This is a genomic window from Acinetobacter sp. YH12097, from assembly GCF_013419225.1.
Taxonomy (GTDB): Bacteria; Pseudomonadota; Gammaproteobacteria; order Pseudomonadales; family Moraxellaceae; genus Acinetobacter; species Acinetobacter amyesii.
The window spans coordinates 1-19,298 of record NZ_VPAN01000019.1; the positions used below are offsets into that span (position 1 = coordinate 1).

The 19,298-nt window shown below is 40.1% G+C and carries 19 protein-coding genes; 8 read left to right on the forward strand and 11 right to left on the reverse strand.

Annotated elements, in window-relative coordinates; translation table 11 throughout:
• Positions 1–174: 174 nt before the first annotated feature.
• The gene (locus FTU37_RS09680; protein ID WP_168378591.1) at positions 175–855 is read right to left on the reverse strand and encodes a SprT family zinc-dependent metalloprotease; all 681 of its coding nucleotides are present in this window, start codon (positions 853–855) and stop codon (positions 175–177) included.
• 135 nt (positions 856–990) lie between these two features.
• Positions 991–1,662 (reverse strand): ribose-5-phosphate isomerase RpiA, encoded by a 672-nt coding sequence (rpiA, locus tag FTU37_RS09685; protein WP_168378592.1) that lies wholly within the window; start codon positions 1,660–1,662, stop codon positions 991–993.
• Positions 1,663–1,769: 107 nt separating this feature from the next.
• Here rpiA and ilvA point away from each other — a divergent pair, with 107 nt between their 5' ends.
• The 4 genes from ilvA (at position 1,770) to FTU37_RS09705 (ending at position 6,124) form a co-directional block, all read left to right on the forward strand.
• Positions 1,770–3,308, forward strand: coding sequence for a threonine ammonia-lyase, biosynthetic (gene ilvA, locus FTU37_RS09690; protein WP_168378593.1), 1,539 nt, complete (start codon positions 1,770–1,772; stop codon positions 3,306–3,308).
• A gap of 194 nt (positions 3,309–3,502) precedes the next feature.
• Positions 3,503–3,970 carry a hypothetical protein gene (locus FTU37_RS09695; RefSeq protein WP_168378594.1) on the forward strand — a complete coding sequence of 156 codons (468 nt, stop codon included), beginning with the start codon at positions 3,503–3,505 and terminating at the stop codon, positions 3,968–3,970.
• A gap of 104 nt (positions 3,971–4,074) precedes the next feature.
• The gene (locus FTU37_RS09700) at positions 4,075–4,734 is read left to right on the forward strand and encodes a TrkA family potassium uptake protein (RefSeq protein ID WP_168378595.1); all 660 of its coding nucleotides are present in this window, start codon (positions 4,075–4,077) and stop codon (positions 4,732–4,734) included.
• A 52-nt stretch (positions 4,735–4,786) separates the two neighbouring features.
• Positions 4,787–6,124, forward strand: coding sequence for a TrkH family potassium uptake protein (locus FTU37_RS09705; protein WP_168378596.1), 1,338 nt, complete (start codon positions 4,787–4,789; stop codon positions 6,122–6,124).
• Positions 6,125–6,501: 377 nt separating this feature from the next.
• Here the strand turns inward: FTU37_RS09705 and FTU37_RS09710 are convergent, their stop codons facing one another.
• The 4 genes from FTU37_RS09710 to FTU37_RS09725 all read right to left on the reverse strand — a co-directional run bounded on the left by FTU37_RS09710 (position 6,502) and on the right by FTU37_RS09725 (position 12,145).
• Positions 6,502–7,659: a phospholipase A gene (locus FTU37_RS09710; protein WP_180124255.1), complete on the reverse strand. Its 1,158-nt coding sequence runs from the start codon at positions 7,657–7,659 to the stop codon at positions 6,502–6,504.
• A gap of 18 nt (positions 7,660–7,677) precedes the next feature.
• Positions 7,678–10,617, reverse strand: a complete 2,940-nt coding sequence (locus tag FTU37_RS09715; protein ID WP_180049666.1) for an insulinase family protein — start codon at positions 10,615–10,617, stop codon at positions 7,678–7,680.
• Positions 10,618–10,758: 141 nt separating this feature from the next.
• Complete coding sequence (locus FTU37_RS09720) at positions 10,759–11,532, reverse strand: hypothetical protein (RefSeq protein WP_180124256.1); 774 nt, start codon at positions 11,530–11,532, stop codon at positions 10,759–10,761.
• A 163-nt stretch (positions 11,533–11,695) separates the two neighbouring features.
• Positions 11,696–12,145 carry a GNAT family N-acetyltransferase gene (locus FTU37_RS09725; RefSeq protein WP_078188654.1) on the reverse strand — a complete coding sequence of 150 codons (450 nt, stop codon included), beginning with the start codon at positions 12,143–12,145 and terminating at the stop codon, positions 11,696–11,698.
• Between the two features lie 277 nt (positions 12,146–12,422).
• Here FTU37_RS09725 and FTU37_RS09730 point away from each other — a divergent pair, with 277 nt between their 5' ends.
• Genes FTU37_RS09730 through FTU37_RS09740 form a run of 3 tightly spaced genes read left to right on the forward strand, consistent with a single transcriptional unit; the run spans position 12,423 to position 14,378 of the window.
• Positions 12,423–13,427 carry an adenosine kinase gene (locus FTU37_RS09730; RefSeq protein WP_168378599.1) on the forward strand — a complete coding sequence of 335 codons (1,005 nt, stop codon included), beginning with the start codon at positions 12,423–12,425 and terminating at the stop codon, positions 13,425–13,427.
• A complete protein-coding gene (locus tag FTU37_RS09735; RefSeq protein WP_168378600.1) occupies positions 13,427–13,753 on the forward strand; it encodes a Rieske (2Fe-2S) protein in 327 nt (108 codons plus the stop codon). Before FTU37_RS09730 ends, FTU37_RS09735 begins: the two co-directional genes overlap by 1 nt.
• 16 nt (positions 13,754–13,769) lie before the next feature.
• Positions 13,770–14,378 (forward strand): OB-fold-containig protein, encoded by a 609-nt coding sequence (locus tag FTU37_RS09740; RefSeq protein WP_168378601.1) that lies wholly within the window; start codon positions 13,770–13,772, stop codon positions 14,376–14,378.
• Positions 14,379–14,477: 99 nt separating this feature from the next.
• Here the strand turns inward: FTU37_RS09740 and FTU37_RS09745 are convergent, their stop codons facing one another.
• Together FTU37_RS09745 and FTU37_RS09750 are read right to left on the reverse strand one after the other, a co-directional pair.
• Positions 14,478–15,104 (reverse strand): YidB family protein, encoded by a 627-nt coding sequence (locus tag FTU37_RS09745; protein WP_078188658.1) that lies wholly within the window; start codon positions 15,102–15,104, stop codon positions 14,478–14,480.
• Between the two features lie 113 nt (positions 15,105–15,217).
• On the reverse strand, positions 15,218–15,688 hold the full coding sequence (locus tag FTU37_RS09750; RefSeq protein ID WP_168378602.1) for a DUF6231 family protein: 471 nt from the start codon (positions 15,686–15,688) through the stop codon (positions 15,218–15,220).
• 34 nt (positions 15,689–15,722) lie between these two features.
• Here FTU37_RS09750 and FTU37_RS09755 point away from each other — a divergent pair, with 34 nt between their 5' ends.
• Positions 15,723–16,592: a DUF2797 domain-containing protein gene (locus tag FTU37_RS09755; RefSeq protein WP_180054623.1), complete on the forward strand. Its 870-nt coding sequence runs from the start codon at positions 15,723–15,725 to the stop codon at positions 16,590–16,592.
• A 77-nt stretch (positions 16,593–16,669) separates the two neighbouring features.
• On the opposite strand, the gene FTU37_RS09760 is transcribed toward FTU37_RS09755, so the two are convergent.
• The 3 genes from FTU37_RS09760 to FTU37_RS09770 all read right to left on the reverse strand — a co-directional run bounded on the left by FTU37_RS09760 (position 16,670) and on the right by FTU37_RS09770 (position 19,174).
• Complete coding sequence (locus FTU37_RS09760; protein ID WP_373684066.1) at positions 16,670–17,587, reverse strand: alpha/beta fold hydrolase; 918 nt, start codon at positions 17,585–17,587, stop codon at positions 16,670–16,672.
• A 249-nt stretch (positions 17,588–17,836) separates the two neighbouring features.
• Positions 17,837–18,448: a hypothetical protein gene (locus FTU37_RS09765; protein ID WP_180022148.1), complete on the reverse strand. Its 612-nt coding sequence runs from the start codon at positions 18,446–18,448 to the stop codon at positions 17,837–17,839.
• A 78-nt stretch (positions 18,449–18,526) separates the two neighbouring features.
• A complete protein-coding gene (locus FTU37_RS09770) occupies positions 18,527–19,174 on the reverse strand; it encodes an Ig-like domain-containing protein (RefSeq protein WP_180109198.1) in 648 nt (215 codons plus the stop codon).
• Between the last annotated feature and the right edge of the window lie 124 nt (positions 19,175–19,298).

The following is a 19,298-nucleotide window of genomic DNA, read 5'->3' on the forward strand; positions in this document are numbered from 1 at the left end:
GAGGATCAGAAAGCTTGTTTGAATCGATGTATTTCATCCGCAGATTATGCACGAATGCTAAGAAATCCGGAGTGCAAATATTAACCAAAAAGAAGATCGTTTTTTGATTTATGAAAGAGATCTAATGTACTTAGGCTATTTTATCTAAATGTAATTAAACATCTTAATTTGAGGTTAGGAAACACTCCACCACCACGGCATTGGACTGCTCTTCAACGTTTTCCGATGCTGTTGGAAATGAACATCATGTTTTTGAACTTCTGCCCAAAAGTTTGGGCTATGGTCAAAGTGCTTAGTATGCGCTAACTCATGTACAGCTACATATCGTGCAATTTCCAATGGAAAAAGTACCAAACCACTATTCAACATAATGTCATGTCTAGCAGAACAGCTCCCCCAGCGAGTTTTGGGCTGACGAATTGAGCAATCACCATATTTCAAGCCTGTTTCACTGCTCACTTGCTTTAAATAAATTGGTAAATACTCTTTGGCATAAGCAATCACAAAGCTTTTTAAATATTGCTCAGGCTGCCGATCACTGATGAATAGCTGATGATTTTCTTCATCCAAGATAAATGAAAGTTTTTGAACTTTATAAACTATGCTTAGAGGCTGTTCTAAATTGAATAGTTTTAATTCTACTGGTAGCGTTTTATCAATCTGCCCTGATTTTTCCTGCTGCTTCTGCCATGTTTCAATCATCCATTGTTCCGATTGTTTCAGAAAATCTTGCACTTGGCGCTGCGTGCAAAACTGGGGAACTGTTAATTTAATTTGCGTTGGTTCTACACGCAGTCTTAAGCGTGTGGCACGTAATTTTCGAGTGATTTGAATTTCAGGAAGGTTTGGTGTCATTAATCCTATAATTTTATTATGAAATTTGTAGTTCACTCTCCTTTTAGGAGAGGGTTAGGGAGAGGTTGATTAACTCCCTAACCCCTACCTTCTCCCTTAGCCATCAATGGCACAAGAGCAGGAACTTTCAGCAGATTAAACCGCAGTACGCTCTTCAATACCGTTATCGGTCGCAACAACAGCAATATCTGCTTTGTTCAAAGCAAAGATACCGTTACACACCACACCGGGAATATTGTTTAAAGTTTTTTCAAGTTCCAACGCATTTAAGATATTGAGGTTATGAACATCTAAAATTACATTTCCGTTATCCGTTACCACACCTTCACGGTATACAGGGTCTCCGCCTAAAGAAACGATTTTACGCGCAACAGCAGAACGTGCCATTGGAATCACTTCTACAGGAAGTGGAAATTCGCGACCCAATTGCTCAACCCATTTAGAGTCATCAACGATACAAACGAATTTTTTTGCAATAGATGCCACGATTTTTTCACGAGTCAGTGCAGCACCGCCGCCTTTAATCATGTGCATATGACGGTCGATTTCATCTGCGCCATCCACATAGGCATCTAAACCACCAACATGGTTCATATCAACCACTTCAATGCCTAATTTTTTCAAACGTTGTGCAGTTGCTTCAGAACTGGCAACTGCAGCTTCGAGTTGAAGCTCTGGCAATAATTCGATGAGGAAGTTCACAGTACTTCCTGTACCAACACCCAAAATACCGCCCTTTGGCAAATGCTTTAACGCAGCTTTTGCGGCAGCTTGTTTCTTTTCATCTTGGGTAGCATACAGACTCATAACTTGGCTCAACTATTTTTTGACATTTGTTGCTGATTTTACAGCCCAAATGTACGGGTGTTTGTTACAATGAACGCCTATTTTAAACTGTTAGATGGAAAATTAACATGCTGTCTCGTTTGGTTCGACAAATATTACAGGCAACGGTCTATGACGTTGCAATCGAAACCCCACTCGAAGCAGCGCCACGAATTAGTGAAAAACTAAACAATAACATTCGCTTTAAACGCGAAGATTTACAACCTGTCTTTTCTTTCAAGCTACGCGGTGCCTACAACCGTATTAGTCAATTACCGAAATCTCAGTTGGAACGTGGCGTTATTACTGCTTCTGCAGGTAACCATGCTCAAGGCGTGGCGTTATCTGGTAAAAAGTTGGGTATTCGCGCCATTATTGTTATGCCTAAAACCACACCAGACATTAAAGTACAAGCGGTTAAACGCTTAGGTGGTGAGGTAGTTCTGCATGGTGATTCTTTTGACGTAGCCAATAAATATGCAATCCAATGTGCAAAAGATGAAGGTATGACCTTTATTCCACCTTATGACGACGAACTCGTTATGGCCGGTCAAGGAACCATTGCCAACGAAATTTTGCGTCAATGGCGTGATGTAGAGTATGTATTTGTTGCTGTTGGCGGTGGCGGTCTCATTGCCGGTGTAGCTGCTTATTTAGGTGATGTGGCACCGCATGTTAAAGTCATTCCTGTTGAATATGACGAATCAGCATGTTTAAAAGCAGCCTTTGAAGCTAATGAACGTGTCATTCTTCCATCTGTTGGTCTTTTTGCCGACGGTACAGCAGTTGCACAAATTGGTGAAAAACCATTTGAAGTGATTCAGCTACAAAAATCAGATAACTCAGGCCCAATTGTTGAGCGTGACGTTATTTTGGTGAATACAGATGAAATCTGTGCAGCCATTAAGGATACCTTTGATGAATGCCGTAGCATTGTTGAACCATCTGGTGCAATGGCGCTTGCAGGTATCAAGAAGTATGTTGCAGAGCATGGTCTAGAAGGCAAAAATATGGTGTCGATTGTATGCGGCGCTAATATGAACTTTGACCGTCTGCGCTACATTGCGGAACGTACTGAACTGGGTGAACGTAAAGAAGCGATCTTTGCTGTGACTATTCCAGAAGAAAAAGGTTCATTCCTCCAATTCTGCCGCGCACTACAAGGTCGTAACATCACTGAGTTTAACTACCGCGCAAGCAACTCAAGTGCCGCTCAAGTATTTGTGGGTATCAGTCTCAAAAATGGCGAAAAAGAACGTCAGGAAATTTTTGAAACTTTAAAATTCCAATACGATGTAGACGATTTATCTGATGATGAAGTCGCTAAGCTTCATATCCGTTATTTAATTGGCGGTCATGCCGATATTGAAAATGAACGCCTATTCCGCGTGGAATTCCCTGAACGTCCAGGTGCGCTACTGACTTTCTTAGAACGTCTTGGTCCGACGCATAACATCACCCTATTCCACTACCGTAACCACGGTGCTGCGGAAGGTCGTGTATTGGTGGGTATGGAAGCAACGGATGCCAAACAAAACCCAGATGGTTTGATTGAAACATTGGAAAATATTACCTATCCATATGTTGAGATTACCAATAACCTCGGTTATCAACGTTTCTTGAAATAAGTAAAATTTCTATATGAAAGCTGGGATCTAGGTTCCAGCTTTTTTATTTGCATCAACTATTTCCTGAATCAAAATAAATAAATTCATCAAATTAATTCATCAACGCTGTCATTGTTGTTAATTTAACCATACCCTATAATCCATTGAAAATAAAACAAAATGGATATTTAAAATTGAATTTTTATGCCTTATTTATGATCGTCATTGTGGGTTTAGGTGGATATTTTTATGTATATCCGGCTTATCAACTTAAGCAAGAGGAAGATAAGATTCGTCAAAGTATGAAACAAATTCCAAATCAGTCCCGTACGCAAAATCTAGAAAATATTTACGGCTATACCGCCCAGGCTGAAATGCTGAATCAATATCCAAATTACATTGTTTATATTCGCTTTGATGAGCTAAGTGATCAAACCGCTCCCGAATCTGTTCAAGCTATCATCCGTGAATTTTCATGCGATGGCTTAAACCGTTTAAAGAACAATTCTGAACTTGTTCGTAAAGCCACCTTAAATGTCATTAAAGAAGATCAGCATCAATTTCAATATATTCTAAAAAATAAACTAGGCTATGAAATTTTTAAATACCAACAAGTTATGGATAATTGCCCCAATATTGCTGAACTTTATGCCTATCAAAATACTGAAGAAATTAAAAATTAGAGCTTTTCGGTTTAGATGGATTATGTAAATTTTCATAGCCGCTCTAGGCTGAACAAGCTAACATCAACATATTCAATAACTTTAGAATAATTTAGGAATACGGCATGGCTCAATTCGCTGTGATTGGCTTAGGAAGTTTTGGCGCAACTGTAGCCACTGAACTCATGGGTTTAAAACACGATGTCATTGGAATCGATAGCAACAAAAAGTTTGTTGAAAGTATTTCGGACCAACTGACCCATGCAGTGATTGCTGACGCAACAGATGAGCACGTTTTACATGAACTCAATATTCAAAATTGTGAAGCCGTCGTTGTCGCAATTGGTGAAGATATTGAAGCCAGCATCTTATGTGTGCTCCATCTTAAAAACATGGGGATCAACAAAATTTGGGCCAAAGCCAAGTCCAAAGCGCATCACATGATTTTAACCCATTTAGGCATCAGCAAAATCATCCATCCTGAAGAAGATATGGGTGTCCGTGTTGCTCAGTCACTGAGTTATCCGATGGTGAGCCGCTACATGGTGCTCGAAGATGACCATTATTTGGTGAAAGTTGAAATTAAAGAATCACAACAAGGCACGCGTTTAAATCAAATAATGGATCATGTCCCTGAAGTGAAGACGATTCTGCATAAACGTGGCACCGAGCTTCAATATAGTTTAGATCCGAACCTGATTTTACAAACAGGCGATATTTTAGTGGTTGAAGGTTTACTCGAACATTTACGTCGACTGGCTAAACACTTTAAAGCAACTTTGTAATCAGCGTCGAGCTCCTTTTGCACATAATCACGCAAGATGACAGTAAAAAAACATGAAACTTCACAATAAACAGCGTAATACCATTAATCTCAGCCCGCCCAGTATTTTGGCATTGGGTTTTCTTGGGCTCATTATCATTGGCACCTTGCTTTTAAAGCTCCCTTATTCACATCATGGCGATTTAAGTTGGATCAATGCCCTCTTTACAGCGACCTCAGCCGTAACCATTACAGGACTTTCGGTTGTAAATGTCGGCGAAGCCTATACTGTGTTTGGTAAAGTCGTGATTATGGGTTTACTACAATGCGGCGGTCTCGGCTTTATGACCTTTGCGATATTGGCCGCTATGAGTTTGTCCCCTAAAATTGGGCTAAAACAACAAATTATGGCTCAAGAAACCATTGGACAAACCAGCCTTGCCAAAGTGACCATGACTATTAAAGGCGTACTGCTTTATTCGCTATTTTTTGAAATGGTGGGAACGGTTATTTTGACCATCGCTTGGATGCAAGAATACAATTTTAACCAGGCCCTGTTTTATGCTGCCTTTTATAGTGTTTCAGCATTTAATAATGGTGGATTTTCATTATTTCCCAATAGTTTAATGAGCTTCGCTGACCGTTATTTCATTACATTTACCATCAGTATGCTTTATATCATCGGTGGTATCGGCTTTTTGGTACTGATGGACATTAAGCGCAATAAAAGTTGGAAAAAACTCAGCACCAATAGCAAGCTGATTTTATCGACCATTGCAGGCTTAAATGTCTTTGCCTTCATCACCATTTGGTTATTAGAAGCCAATAATGCTGCAACCTTAGCCACGATGTCACTAGGTGATCAAGCCCTAAATGCTTGGTTCCATGCAACGGTTCCACGTTCATCCGGTTTTAACAGCTTACCCATGGAAAGCATGAGCGATGCATCATCACTCGTCACGATGTTACTAATGTTTATTGGAGGTGGTTCTCTCAGTACAGCCGGCGGCATTAAAGTCGGGACGTTTATTATTGTTGTGCTCAGTGTGGTCAGTTTTTTAAGACGTGAAGATGAACTGCGTGTGTTTAACCACTCTGTTTCTGAAAAAACGACCTTTAAAGCATTAGCGGTGATTTTCATTACAGTAACGTTGATTTTCATTGGTTTTTTCAGTCTATTACTACTCGAACCTGACAAACGCTTTTTAGACTTACTCTTTGAAGCAGTGTCCGCTGCCTGTACAGTAGGCCTATCTCGTGGCATCACCAGTGACTTACAACCCGCCAGTTTAGTCGCCCTGATGTTGTTGATGTTCGCAGGCCGACTTGGCCCCTTAACACTGGCCTATCTGATTGCCACACCGAAGAAGAGTCGGTTAAAACACCCACCTTCTGAGATTCAGATTGGTTGATTTGTACATTGTCTCACAGTTATAAAAAAACCACGCCATAGCATGGTTTTTTTATTTACTGATGTTACATAGTAACATCAGTAGCGTAATTTGATTCAAATGAAAGAACGATACGCGGTAAGGTCATCCGCAAGTGTTTGAGACAGGATGACTTCTAATCAAAAATGTTTTTGCGATACTTTAAGTAAATAGACGCTAGAGAGCGAGTTTTGCGGATGACAATGGTTTTGGGTACTTTTGCCTAAACAAAAGTACCTCCAGCCGAAGGCTAATCCCTTTATTCAATCCCTAGATATAAGACTCCGTCGATTAGACTTAAAAGCATCTTAAAAATGCGAAATTACTTTTACGTCCGTAAATTAATTATTGAGCAATCATTAAAACCAATTCATTAATGACACACCGACACCGACATAGGTTGCCCGATGGTTATAGTCAATCAGGCTTTCACCATAGCCATCAAACAATTGAACTGTGCCGCGTAATTTACCATTGATTGGGAAAGTCCAATCGAACTGCACCGCACCATGTGAATCATCACCACCTTTCAATGAATGACGTAACATCAAACTAAAGTCATGATCTTTATGACGATAAAACGCTGTTAAATCCCCACGTCCCACATAATCGGTAATATCTGGGTTGTTATCATCTTTAGTATCTTCTTCAAAACGATACCAAGGACGTAACATCAGTGCAAAATTGTCACGTTCAAATCCAAGATTTAACATGACACGATTCCAACTCCGCGATAAGGGATCAGAACGCCCATTAGACTGATGGTTAAAAGTTAAGCCCAGCATACGCCAGTTCAAACCCAAGAGTTCATAGTTGGTACGAAAAACCAGACTGGCTTCAGGCTCATAGTTGGTTTCACGGAATGGTCGTGATTCGTCTTCATTGTAGACTTGCCAACGAGAAGACTGGGTATAGCCCAACCAGATATCACCATTATCACCAAATAAGTTTTCAACAGCTTTGGTTTTTAATGACAATTGGAACTTGGCTTCCATCGATTTCAGGTTTTGTTCCTGATCGGCTTGTACCGTGTTGTTTTCATTCGGGCTTGATGGATGTTCATTTTTATCTGAAGTCCAGTATCCCGGCATTAAATACACAGGTTGATAGCCGCGAATATTCCACGTCCCCAATTTACTTTCTGGAGAAAGCTCCCAACGACTATCCAATAATGAAAGGTTTGGATTAAGGTTCGGTGCTTCTACAGCGAATAAACGGTCCGTAAACGCATGACTGACTTTTTCTTTGAATGTCAACTTTTCAGTCGGTTCAGGTTTAATTTCTTGTGCGGCTTGACGCTCAGAAACCAACATTTCTTTTTCAGCAGGTTGCACTTTAAACAAAGCGTCATAACACGATAATCGCTCTGCATTTGACTCAAGTGCCACACATGCTTCAGCGGTAGCTGGTTTAACAGCCACTTCCGCATTTTGTGCATTTACAGTACTGACATACATTGAACTGAGCGCAATAAGGCTCAGTTGCAATGTCGTACGCTCAAGAGATTTGAACGCCATAAAAACCCCTTTTTTGTTTTAATTCACTTGTTTTATTTCGAAACCAAGCTCAACCAAAGCCTCTCGCTTCGCCACGGGTGCAACCACAGCTTTTGTCGGTTGTTGTTCAACCAAGTACGCCACAGCAACACGTTTTAGATCATCCAAAGTCACATTCAACAGACGTTCACGTAACATTTGACGGAAAGCTGGCGTGCGTTTATGCAATAAAGCATAACAAGCTGTAATGGCTTCACCCGCTGGTGACCCCGGTTTATCCATGCTGGCAATTAGACCCAAAATCGCTTCTTCTAGCTGATGCGGTTGTTGTTCAGCATTCAGTAGCCACTGCACACTTGCGTCAAAATCTTTAAACGTTTCAGCTAAACGTGGGTCACGGTAGCTATAGAAACGGAATGAACATGCATTGCCGTCATAGCTTGCTCCGCCACCATAAGCACCACCTTTTTCACGAATCGCGCTATGCAAGAAGCCATTACGTAGATAAGCCGCCAAAATCATTAAAGGTGCTGCATCTGGATGTGACACTTCCACCGCAGGATATGCTGAAGCGCAGAACTGAACATTGGCTTGAATGAGCCAAGCTTCGTCATTGTTGCTATCTGCAAAATTCACTTGAGTTAAATCATGTGGGTTATCGTCAATCGCCACTTTATCCCAAATGGTTTGAACTTCTTCAACCAATCTGTCTGAATGATGCTCCTCACACACCACCAAGAATTGTTTTGGTGCTTTAAGCAAACGGTTGTGAATTAACTTAAGCTCATCAATCAAGGCATTATAAGCCGTGTCGTCTTGCTCAATTTTGCTGACAAGTTCTGACAGCCAGTTCAGCGCGCCTAGGCCTGTATTATGATAATCACGTAGCGCCAATGCACTATGTTGACGACCTGCAATTTGCATTGCATAACTATGACCAGAACCAGATACACGTGACTGCCAACGTGCTTTACGTTGTTGCAATAACTCTACGATACGATTTTTTTCATCAAAACGTAGCTGTTCAAAAGCCAATTTCAATAAGCGAATGGCTTCAAGATTATTCACCAATGATTTAGTGGTCAACGTTAGCCAAGCACTAATTTGACCTTTATCATCCACTTTTGAACGCAGCGATGCCCCCATACCTAAACCGCCACTCACAGCTGTTTGCAACTGTTGTAGCTCTAAGTAATCGTATTCACCTGCACCAACTTCACCCATCAAAATCGATAAGAGATTGAAATACGGCGATTGCACCACTTCATCAGGAATCTGAATCAAAACTTGTTGGTAGTAAAGACCATTGGTGCCTGCGTGGTAAAGATTTAACGGCGTATCCAAGCCATTACTGATAATTTCGCGTAATTGACCTTGTACAATCTGTAATTGTGCAGGAACGTCTTCTAAACCTACTTTAGGCAATAGGTTCAAATCATCTGGGGTATCTTGACGAATGTTCAGTGCTTCAGTCTGCGCAATAATCTCTGCTTTTTGCGCTTCAGTTAAGTTCGCATCAATTTCTTTTAAACGTGCTTTTTCTGCTGCCGCTTCCAACGCATTTTTTTCAGCATCTGGAACCAAAGTTAATTGCACACGATGTTGATTATCAAGCAAGTAGGTTTTGATTAAGTTAGATAACCACATTGGGTCTTTCAACTCTTCCTTCACTTGTTCAATGGCCGTATCCACATCCCAAACATCTACAGGGTCTGAATGGTGAATCGCACTGCTTAAACCATTCAGAATTAAGCTTAGGCCATATGGTGTACCATCACCATTGATTTCACGCTGATGCAATTCAATCTGATGTAAAATCGCCTCAACTAAAGCTGGATCAACAGGCTTAGCCGCAACGTCTTCTAATACTTTAAACACGCCATTTTTAAATTGTTCTGCATGCTCAGGGTTTGAACCTTGAATTGCACAGTAGAACGTCATTTCATAGTTTGAGTCATCTACGCCCATGAATGGACCAGTAGACTGTGCATAACCACAGGTTTCTAAGTAATGACGTAATGGCGAAGCAGAATCTTCAAGCAATACCCCCTCAACCAAACGCATACCTAAACGTAATTTAATATTACTTGCTTCAGGCAATAACCAAGAAAGCACATGATATGTTTTGTCTTTGAGGTCTTCAGCATCAACTGCATACGTTTCAGTTACAGTTACAGGCGCAGTTAAGCGGCGCTCAGGTTTTGAATACAGCGTTTGACCTTTTTCAAATTTAGACAAAGCAAGCGTTTCAAACTGTTCTTGTAAATTATATGCAGGCTCATTACCAAAGGTCATAAACACCGCATTACTTGGGTGATAATGTGATTTGTAGAAACTGACCAACTCTTCATAGCTTAAGTCAGGAATGTCTTTCGGATCACCGCCTGAGTTGTAATGATATGTCGTTTCTGGGAATAAATGATGGGCAAGTTGGTGATACAACTGATCTGAAGGTGAACTCATTGCACCTTTCATTTCATTAAATACCACGCCTTTATATACAGCTTCGCCATTTTCTAGCTCAATACGAATCCCTTCTTGTGCAAAATCAAGCGGGTTCAAATTCGCAGCAAAAGCAGCATCCATATAAACTTCTAACAAGTTTTGGAAATCTTTTTTGTTTTGCGTTGCAAATGGATAAGCCGTCCAATCCGCAGCGGTAAACGCGTTCATAAACGTATTGAGTGAACGACGAATCATTAAAAAGAATGGGTCACGTACAGGGAACTTTTCTGAGCCACACAGTGCCGTATGCTCAAGAATATGCGCCTCACCTTTTGAATCCATAGGCTGCGTACGGAAGGCAACTAAAAATACGTTTTCGTCATGGTTTGTGGCTAAGTGATAATGCACCGCGCCAGTCACTTTGTGTTTATATTCAGACACTAAAATGTCTAAAGCTTCAACATGATGTTGACGAATCAACTGAAACGCGGGATGTACAGTTTGAGAAATGGTTTCAGTGACATCTACAGTCATGTGTGCTCCTAATCTATTCATTTAAATTAGGCAAAGTATACCTTAAAAAATCACAACTAGATTCACCGAAACGACATTTCCAACTGTTTTAATCAACTTGAACTTTAATTTTAAAAATCACTTGTTTTCGCACTAAAACATTTAGACTGGTTTTATGGATTGCCTATCATTTCGTGTTGACCAATAGACACAAATCACAATCGCCAATAACAATACAAAAGAAGCCATAAAGCGACTCAAATCCAAACCACCTGAACTGATTGGCTTATCTAGAAAATCGCCGACAACTGCGCCCAATGGACGTGTCAAAACAAAAGTAGCCCAAAATAAAATCGTCTTTGAGACCCGAGTAAAAAAGTACAACAACGCCATCAATAGAATTAAACCACCAAATAGCCAAATGCCACCGCTATAGCCTAATCCTGCACTATCGGAAGTCCAGTCCCCCAAAGCTGTACCTAGCGTTTGAGAAAATGTAATCGTCAACCAATAAAAGATCTGTGTGCGCGGCAAATTCACTACACTTGGATTGATTGACCCTTCGACTCGATACCAACTAAAAAGCGATATGAGCACCAAACCCAGCAACAGCAAACTACCACCCAAGTAGCCAATCCCTAAAGAACGATCTACAAAATCCGCTAAAGTCGTACCGACCGTAGTACTGGCAATAATCGTGGCCCAATATAAATAAGGTTTATAGGCTTTGGACTGTATTTGAAAATACAGCAGACTGATAAATATGCCTGCGAAAATAAAGGTACTGAGTAAATAGCCCAAATTTAAGGACATGTACAGTGCATCACCACTGGTTTCACCAAAAGTGGTCGCAAAAATTTTGGTCAACCAAAACAGCGCGGTAATCTGGGGGACTTTTTTAACGTAGTCTTGTAGTTCATGCACTTGCATATGCATATGCATCACTCAATGCAGTTATTTTGATGCTTATATCTTCGATAACTGAAATGAATTTTTGCTTAAAATAAGGCACTCTTTTTTTAGAATTGTCACAAGAAAAAAAGCACCCGATATCGGATGCTTCATTTACAGTATTTAGAGTCTATTTTGGGATTTAACACTAAACTAGATATTTGAAATAATTATAATTTGGATGGCTTTCAACATAGACATAATTCTGTTTTTGATAGAATTTTGCAGCATTTTTAAGCTCAGTATTTAAGCACAGTGCAGAAAAGTGTTTTTTTGCACCCTTTTCCAATTCCACCAATAGCTGCTTACCCACGCCATGCTGACGGTACTGCGGATGCACATAGAAACGGCGAACTCGACCAATCCGTTCTTCTACACCAGTATCACCCCATTGCTGATTTAAACCGCCACAAGCAATCAATTTATCGCCATCATAAGCAAGCAATAATTGCTCACCCGTTTGGTCAAAACGATTTTTACCACTTTGATATTCTTCAATTAAACGGTGTATAAATGTATAGCCTTCATGCTGCGCCAAAGCAGCAATATTTTCGATTTGAGCAGGAAGTTGCTCTGCTGGACGAATCGTAATTTCCATATATTCACACTTTTAATCTGTTATCTATTTATGATGACCAAATCATCTTGATTCAGTCTGAACACCCTATAGCTCTATAAAAGTAAAATTTTTCGATTTGCACAATAGCAAAGCTGATTAAAACGGCAACTAATTCAAAAAAAATGTAAAAATATAATGGATTTGCCCGATTTTTATACACACTTGTCCTTTAATTGAATTTTTTTCAACAAACTACAGCAATTCTGAGCATTCGTGTAAACTTAGCACTTTCATTTTTTTGATGTGAACATACAACATGGCAACTGTTGACCTTTTTGCAATTGGTAATGCACTTATTGACCAAGAATTTAAAGTCTCTGACGAATTCCTAATTCAACACAATCTGCAAAAAGGTACGATGCAACTGACAGATGGCGATACTCAAGCAGCCCTTTATAACAACCTAAAAGCCACTCAAGAATATAAAGGTCAAGCTTCTGGTGGTTCTGCAGCAAATACAACGGTTGCTTTTAGTGCTTTAGGCGCAACTGCATTTTATGGTTGTCGTGTCGGCAATGATGACTTAGGTCAAATTTACCTAAATGGTTTAAACGACGCTGGCATCCAAACTGCAACTCAATCAATCAGTGAAGGTGTAACTGGCACATGTATGGTATTGGTCAGCCCTGATTCTGAACGTACGATGCATACTTACCTCGGTATTACTGCGGAATTGACTGATAGCCAAATTGATTTTGGCAGCTTAAATACTGCGAAATGGTTATATATCGAAGGTTATCTTTCAACATCAGACAGCGCACGTCTTGCGGTAAAACAAGCACGTCAAATCGCCAAAGCCAATGGGGTACAAATTGCATTGACCTTATCTGATCCAGCAATGGTGCAATATGCACGTCAAGGTCTAGATGAATTACTCGATGATGGCGTGGACTTATTGTTCTGTAATGAACAAGAAGCGCTGATGTACACAGAAACAGATCATTTAGATGCTGCACTTACGAAATTGCAATCACTAAGCAAACACATTGTCATTACATTAAGTGCCAAAGGTGCCTTAATCCATAATGAAGCCGCAACATTTACCGTGCCAGGTCGTAAAGTTACCGCAGTAGATACCAATGGTGCTGGTGATGCTTTTGCTGGTGCTTTCCTATATGCACTCAATGCAGGTCATGACTATCAAACGGCTGCTGAACTTGCTATCCTGATCTCAAGTGAGGTTGTGGCTCAGTTTGGTCCACGCCTAGCAGTTGAAGACTATGCTCAGCTTTTACAATCATTTCAGAAGGAATGTGCTTAATGTTTAAAATTTGCATGACGGATGATGTGCCTGAACGTGAAGCACGATCATTCGAAACGCCTGAAGGTGAAACGATTTTTATCACCCAACGTGATGGCATGTTTTACTCTTATCAAAATAACTGCCCACACTTGCACGTGGAACTTGAGTTTCTTGAAAATCAGTTTCTAGATCGTGACCAAGAATTTATTGAGTGCTCAACACATGGCGCACTGTTTATGGTCGAATCTGGGGAATGTATTTCTGGCCCATGCCAAGGTCAAGCCCTTGAAAAAGTGAACATTAACGTGCATTCTGATGGTGGAATCTACCTCACAGAAGAATAAACACTGGAATACAACCATGTCCGCATTTTTAACAGACTATAACTTAATACCCTTTCATTTAAGTTTATTGGCCGTACTGTTATTGGGCATGGTTGAAACCATTGGCTATTACATCAATATTAGTCCTAGCCAAGTTTTAAAAAGAATCGCCCCACAGCGCATACAAGAATTGGCATTATTGAATGTCAAATTTTCCAAGACTCTGATTTTGTTCTTTTTACTGATGAATTTTAGCTTTGCAGGCTATGTACTTCAGTTTTGCATCCATGCCAAAGAAGGTCAATTCGTTCCCGCTTATTATTTAATTTTACCTGCGTTGATTATTGCCATATTCTTTACGGTATTTATGATTCATTGTTTGGATCAGGTTGTCCCGCCCAAATATAAAAAACAAACCGTTAACCTACTGGGTCGTCTAGCCACCATTTCAAGTGGAAATGCCCGTCCCGGCTTTTCAGCTCAAGCGCGGGTGCGTGATGAGTTTGGTCAACTACATTATGTGCAAGTTGAGCCAGAATTTGGTGAGTTAGAGTTTCAGTCGAAAATCATTTTGATTCGTCAAAAAAAATCACACTATATTGGCAAAAAAATCAGTGTGTCGAACCGTCTATTTAATCCATCCTAGTGACAATCTTAGCGTCACATTGTTATCATTTTTCAAATCATAAAAAAGCCAGAATTCTCTGGCTTGTATTCAATCTAATACCATCAAATAATATTGTGATTAACGCTTAAGAAAACCTGAGACCAAATTCATCACTTGTTGAATATCAGCATTCGCTTCTTGCTGATTGGTTTGTCCAGCTTGTGGCGTCAATGAGTCAATAATTTGTGGCAATACCGTTGAAATTGCACTATACACATCTTGTTTCTGAGTTTGTGTTTCTTGTGCAACTTGCTCCACTTCGGCATCATCAAATAAATTTTGTACTTGTTGATTATTCACAGCAGCATTATCGCCAGGGCCTGTAGATACCCAATCATCAACCTGACTGCTCAAGCCCTGTCCACGTAATTTATCCAAAGCACCTTGTAGGCCACCTTGTTTTTGAATCCAAGCCAGCACCAGAGGTAACACTGCTACTAAAATGGTTGAAGCATTGCCACCACTACTACGTTGCTGCGGCTGCGCTGCACCACCTAGTTGGCCCAACACAGAGCCAAGAATTCCACCCAAACCACCCGCTTGGTTTTGAGCATTGTTTTGGGTATTTTGAGTGCCTGCATTTGCACCCAATTGACCCAGCACCGAACCTAAAATACCGCCCAAGCCACCTTGTTGATTTTGATTGTTTGCACCACCAAGGGCCTGCTTTGCTAAAATCTCAACAATATTATTTAAATTTGTCATTTTATTTTTCCCAGTGAAACCTAGATAAACTTAATTACAGCATACGTGGGAAAAGACAAATTTTTCATAAATGTTTGTTAATTTTTTGCAATTTTTCACAGGCTAAGTATTTGTTACCAACGGAATTTATCCCAGTTTTCAGGATTTGCCCAAAATTTAGAGTTAAACCAATCTGGGATATGTTTATAAGTCAAAATATTAAACTGCCATAAAGCAAAATCACTTTCATGCGTGGTTTTATCAATGAGCTGAGTAAAGCCTAAAGCACGTAATAATTGTTCATCGTGTAATTTACTCACCACCACGATGCGTTTGGCAAATAGGTCACGCAATTTTACCAACATCTGAGTTTTCTGCTGCTGATCCAAACTCAACATCATTTCAGTATCAAGAATCACAAATCCAAGGTCAAAACGCTGGGTAAAAGGCAGATTTAAAAACTCAGTTACGTTAAAATGTTGCCATTGAATTGGATGAAATTGATTGTATTGCTCAAGATCCTGACCAATACAGATTGCGGTTGAAATTGGCTGCTCTTTTGACAAATCGTCTAGCATAGAAGTGATGACATTTTGTTCAGCCATTGACCGCATCCTTAATAATGAAGTGAGTATTCGTATGGAACTACAAGGCATTTGCCATAAAATGCATGCAGGTCTTAAAGACCTTAGTGTAACTGATCAACATACACACAAGGCAAATGTTGAGTATAAATTTATTCTAGATCGCTCAGAAGTTGATCTACCGTTTAGCCTTGGCCAAGAAATTGAAATTGAAGCCACTGGAAATATCTACTGCATTTCTTGCGGCGCAAAAACGCCTAAATCGTATTCACAAGGTCATTGCTTCAAATGCATGAAGACTAAGGCTGCTTGTGATATGTGCATTATGAAGCCTGAAACCTGTCATTATCATCTCGGGACTTGCCGTGAAGATGATTTTGCCCATGAAGTTTGCTTTCAACCGCATATTGTCTATTTAGCCAATTCGAGTGCCTTAAAAGTGGGGATTACCCGCTTGGGTCAAATGCCTACACGTTGGCTAGACCAAGGTGCGACGCAAGCTTTGCCTATTATGAAAGTTGGTTCACGTCGTTTATCTGGTCAGCTTGAAGTCATGTTTGGTACGCAAGTGGCCGATAAAACCGATTGGCGTAAATTGCTCAAAGGTGAAGCAGAACCGATCAACCTGATCGAAATTCGCGACCAATTGGTAGAAGAATTCGCACCAAAAATTCAGACCATTCGTGAAGAATTTAGCCAAAATTTAGAGTTTAATGAAACCGTTGAACTGCTAGAAGATGAGTTGCCACGCCAATTTATCTACCCGGTAGATGAATATCCTGAAAAAATCAAATCGCATAATTTGGACAAAACACCGATTATTCGAGGAAAATTACAAGGGATTAAAGGTCAGTATCTGATTTTGGATACCGGTGTGATTAATATTCGAAAATACACTGGCTATGAAATTAAAGTACGTACTTAAATCGACTCAAAGTATCTAATTAAGTTTAAAAAAGCGAGATATTTCTCGCTTTTTTACACCTACTCTACCAATCTGATTCATTGAACAGTTGAAAGAAACTTTAAATATGGCAACGCCATTAACTGCTCCGCTTCTAAGATTGGCATATGACCAACATGGTCTAAAATCAGAGGCTTTTCGGCTTTTTTAAATAAGCGTCTCAGTTCTTCTGCTACTTCAACATTGATAATCTGATCTTGCTTCCCCCAGATAATAAACACAGGTGCATCAATGCCTCGTGCAGCCAAAGCAAAGGACTCTGGCGTATACAAGGTGGCCATTTTTTGCAGTTGCTCCACCATTTTATTGGTTTGTTTAGACTGAACGATCATCAACTTTTCTTGCCCAATTTTTAATTCTTGTGGAATAAAAGGCGGAGATTGCATCACGATCTTCATCACGCGATCAAAATCACCAGTTTTTCTGACCACTAGCTCTGCAAGCTTTGCCGTATCTTTTAGATACGCTGTATTGCTCGACTTAAAGACACCTGCTGAATCCACCAACAATAAAGATTTCACTTCTAAGGGATACTGAGCGCTATAGAGCATGGCAATTGCACCACCCATCGAATGCCCTGCGATATGTAAATTTGGATCTAACTTTGCAGCATCTATAAATCGTCGTAATTTTTCAGTTAAATTAGGAATTGATAGATCAAATTGATCTGCGACAATAGTTTCTCCATGTGCTGGCAGATCTGGAATAATGACATGATAATTGGGCGTTAAATAACGGGCAACTCGGTTCCAATTATCACGCGTGCCTGACAAACCATGCAGCAACAGTAGCGTCGGTTTTCGTGGATCTCCTCCTTCACTGTATGTCCATTCGATTTCATTATTTTTGACTTTTTTACTACTCAAGCCCGCCCAAGCTCTTTCCTGCTCTAAAACTTTTTGAAAGTTTAGTTCTGCAGCTTGAATACTACTGGCAACGCAAATCGTTAGTAGCATCTGTATCATGTGTTTAAAATAATGATCCATCCATCGCAATAACGGGTTCTTTAAACGTTTACATTGAGGCATATACAGAGATATCATCCACTTAATCCTTTGTGGTGATGAGTTATTTTTTCATATTATTTTTTGAGAACACCAATCTACGATGCTAGAGTCAATATTTCATTTGCCAAATCTTTTAAATAAAAATTATATCTGTCAATTTAAACCAAAAAAAACCAGCTCGGAAGCTGGTTCATATTTCTAAGCAAGCCAATCAGACGGTGTCAGTGGAGCTTCAATGAGTAAGCTTGGATATTCAAGCGCAGGAAGTATAGCGGGCGGATTTGAAACGTCGCTGCCCAATGCGATCAAATCCTGTTCATCGGTGTGCAATACAATTGGGACTTCATTCGCATCCTGTAAAAGCGTATCTAGATTGATCACAGATTGAATCGGCTCAATTTGACTGTCATTTTGGTTTTCACTTTGCTCATCACTTGCCAATAAAATCTCTGTAAGTTCAACAGATGATTCAGGTTGTGCAAGAAACAGTTTAGCTATTGAGATTTCAGGCGATTGAACACCACGACTGTCCTCCGCCACGATTGTTGCAAAGCCACCATTTTGAATCGGGTTATCCATCGACCAAAAACCACTTTCATTGGCATACGTCACGTACTCTTGACCATTGGCTGTAACAATGATTTTAGCCTGTTGAAATGCATTGCCTTCGAGTTTTTCAGTATTTAACGTCACTTCTGGCGCCGGCAGTAGATAGCTTGGATTTTCAGGCGAGGTCTGAATAAATGGAAATACCAAGCCAATCGCAGGAGATTGCTGACCAAATTGATCTTCCACAACAATCATCAACATGCCACCATTTGCCACTGGATTTTCTATTGACCAATCACCATTTTCATCGACCTGAATACGATAGACCGCTTGATCCGACTAAATCACAACAGTCGTATTTGGTGCGGCAGTACCTGATATCACCGCGCCAGACTCTAAAATCGTAACAGCTTGCGGTAAAATGATTTGCGCTGTATGCAACGCCTCAGAACGATTACCGTCCTGATCAATTGCCACAACACTTATTGCACCTGTGGTCGTTAAAGGATTGAGCATCGACCAATCGCCATTTACATCAGCAACTGTTATAAACTCTTGCTCACCATAGGTCACAACCACCGTATTTCCTGCATCAGCTTTACCAACCAAATATTCGCCTTTTTCAATTATTTCCGGCATCTTGGGTAGCACACTTGGCTCTGCAATTGGAGCAATCATTATTGCCTCTGAGCGTAAGCCATGATGATTTACCGCATAAATTGTGGCAACTCCACCATCCTTCAGTGGATTATCAATCTGCCGATGTCCTTGTTTATCCACTTTGACGCGTGTAACAGTTTCACCGACTGAAATGATCACCCATGTTTTTGGCTCTGCCGTGCCAGTTATAAGATCATCTAGTCCAGTCACTTCTGGTGTTGAGGGAATATGCTGATGCTGTGTTTTCCCCTGAATCAGCAACTGCTTTATTTCAACTTGTCCCAAAATGTTTTTTAAAATACCGTTTAAATCTCTCATCTTTTGCATAACACCCTCAAATCACATCATTATATTTATTTGGGAAAATGCCTTCCCAAACTCAATTTAAGAGAATTATTTAAATAGTCAATTTTATTTAATCTTTGTTTTTAAAAGTTTTTCTTAAAGTGTG

Coding starts and splice junctions, on each gene's coding strand:
- ilvA (WP_168378593.1), top strand. CDS start 1,770: ATGCTGTCTCGTTTGGTTCGACAAATATTACAGGCAACGGTCTATGAC.
- FTU37_RS09715 (WP_180049666.1), bottom strand. CDS start 10,617: ATGACTGTAGATGTCACTGAAACCATTTCTCAAACTGTACATCCCGCG.
- FTU37_RS09745 (WP_078188658.1), bottom strand. CDS start 15,104: ATGACAAATTTAAATAATATTGTTGAGATTTTAGCAAAGCAGGCCCTT.
- FTU37_RS09740 (WP_168378601.1), top strand. CDS start 13,770: ATGTCCGCATTTTTAACAGACTATAACTTAATACCCTTTCATTTAAGT.
- FTU37_RS09735 (WP_168378600.1), top strand. CDS start 13,427: ATGTTTAAAATTTGCATGACGGATGATGTGCCTGAACGTGAAGCACGA.
- FTU37_RS09720 (WP_180124256.1), bottom strand. CDS start 11,532: ATGCATATGCAAGTGCATGAACTACAAGACTACGTTAAAAAAGTCCCC.
- FTU37_RS09760 (WP_373684066.1), bottom strand. CDS start 17,587: ATGCTACTAACGATTTGCGTTGCCAGTAGTATTCAAGCTGCAGAACTA.
- FTU37_RS09680 (WP_168378591.1), bottom strand. CDS start 855: ATGACACCAAACCTTCCTGAAATTCAAATCACTCGAAAATTACGTGCC.
- FTU37_RS09750 (WP_168378602.1), bottom strand. CDS start 15,688: ATGGCTGAACAAAATGTCATCACTTCTATGCTAGACGATTTGTCAAAA.
- FTU37_RS09725 (WP_078188654.1), bottom strand. CDS start 12,145: ATGGAAATTACGATTCGTCCAGCAGAGCAACTTCCTGCTCAAATCGAA.
- rpiA (WP_168378592.1), bottom strand. CDS start 1,662: ATGAGTCTGTATGCTACCCAAGATGAAAAGAAACAAGCTGCCGCAAAA.
- FTU37_RS09705 (WP_168378596.1), top strand. CDS start 4,787: ATGAAACTTCACAATAAACAGCGTAATACCATTAATCTCAGCCCGCCC.
- FTU37_RS09700 (WP_168378595.1), top strand. CDS start 4,075: ATGGCTCAATTCGCTGTGATTGGCTTAGGAAGTTTTGGCGCAACTGTA.
- FTU37_RS09695 (WP_168378594.1), top strand. CDS start 3,503: ATGATCGTCATTGTGGGTTTAGGTGGATATTTTTATGTATATCCGGCT.
- FTU37_RS09710 (WP_180124255.1), bottom strand. CDS start 7,659: ATGGCGTTCAAATCTCTTGAGCGTACGACATTGCAACTGAGCCTTATT.
- FTU37_RS09765 (WP_180022148.1), bottom strand. CDS start 18,448: ATGTTGATGATTGTTGTGGAAGATCAATTTGGTCAGCAATCTCCTGCG.
- FTU37_RS09770 (WP_180109198.1), bottom strand. CDS start 19,174: ATGCAAAAGATGAGAGATTTAAACGGTATTTTAAAAAACATTTTGGGA.
- FTU37_RS09730 (WP_168378599.1), top strand. CDS start 12,423: ATGGCAACTGTTGACCTTTTTGCAATTGGTAATGCACTTATTGACCAA.
- FTU37_RS09755 (WP_180054623.1), top strand. CDS start 15,723: ATGGAACTACAAGGCATTTGCCATAAAATGCATGCAGGTCTTAAAGAC.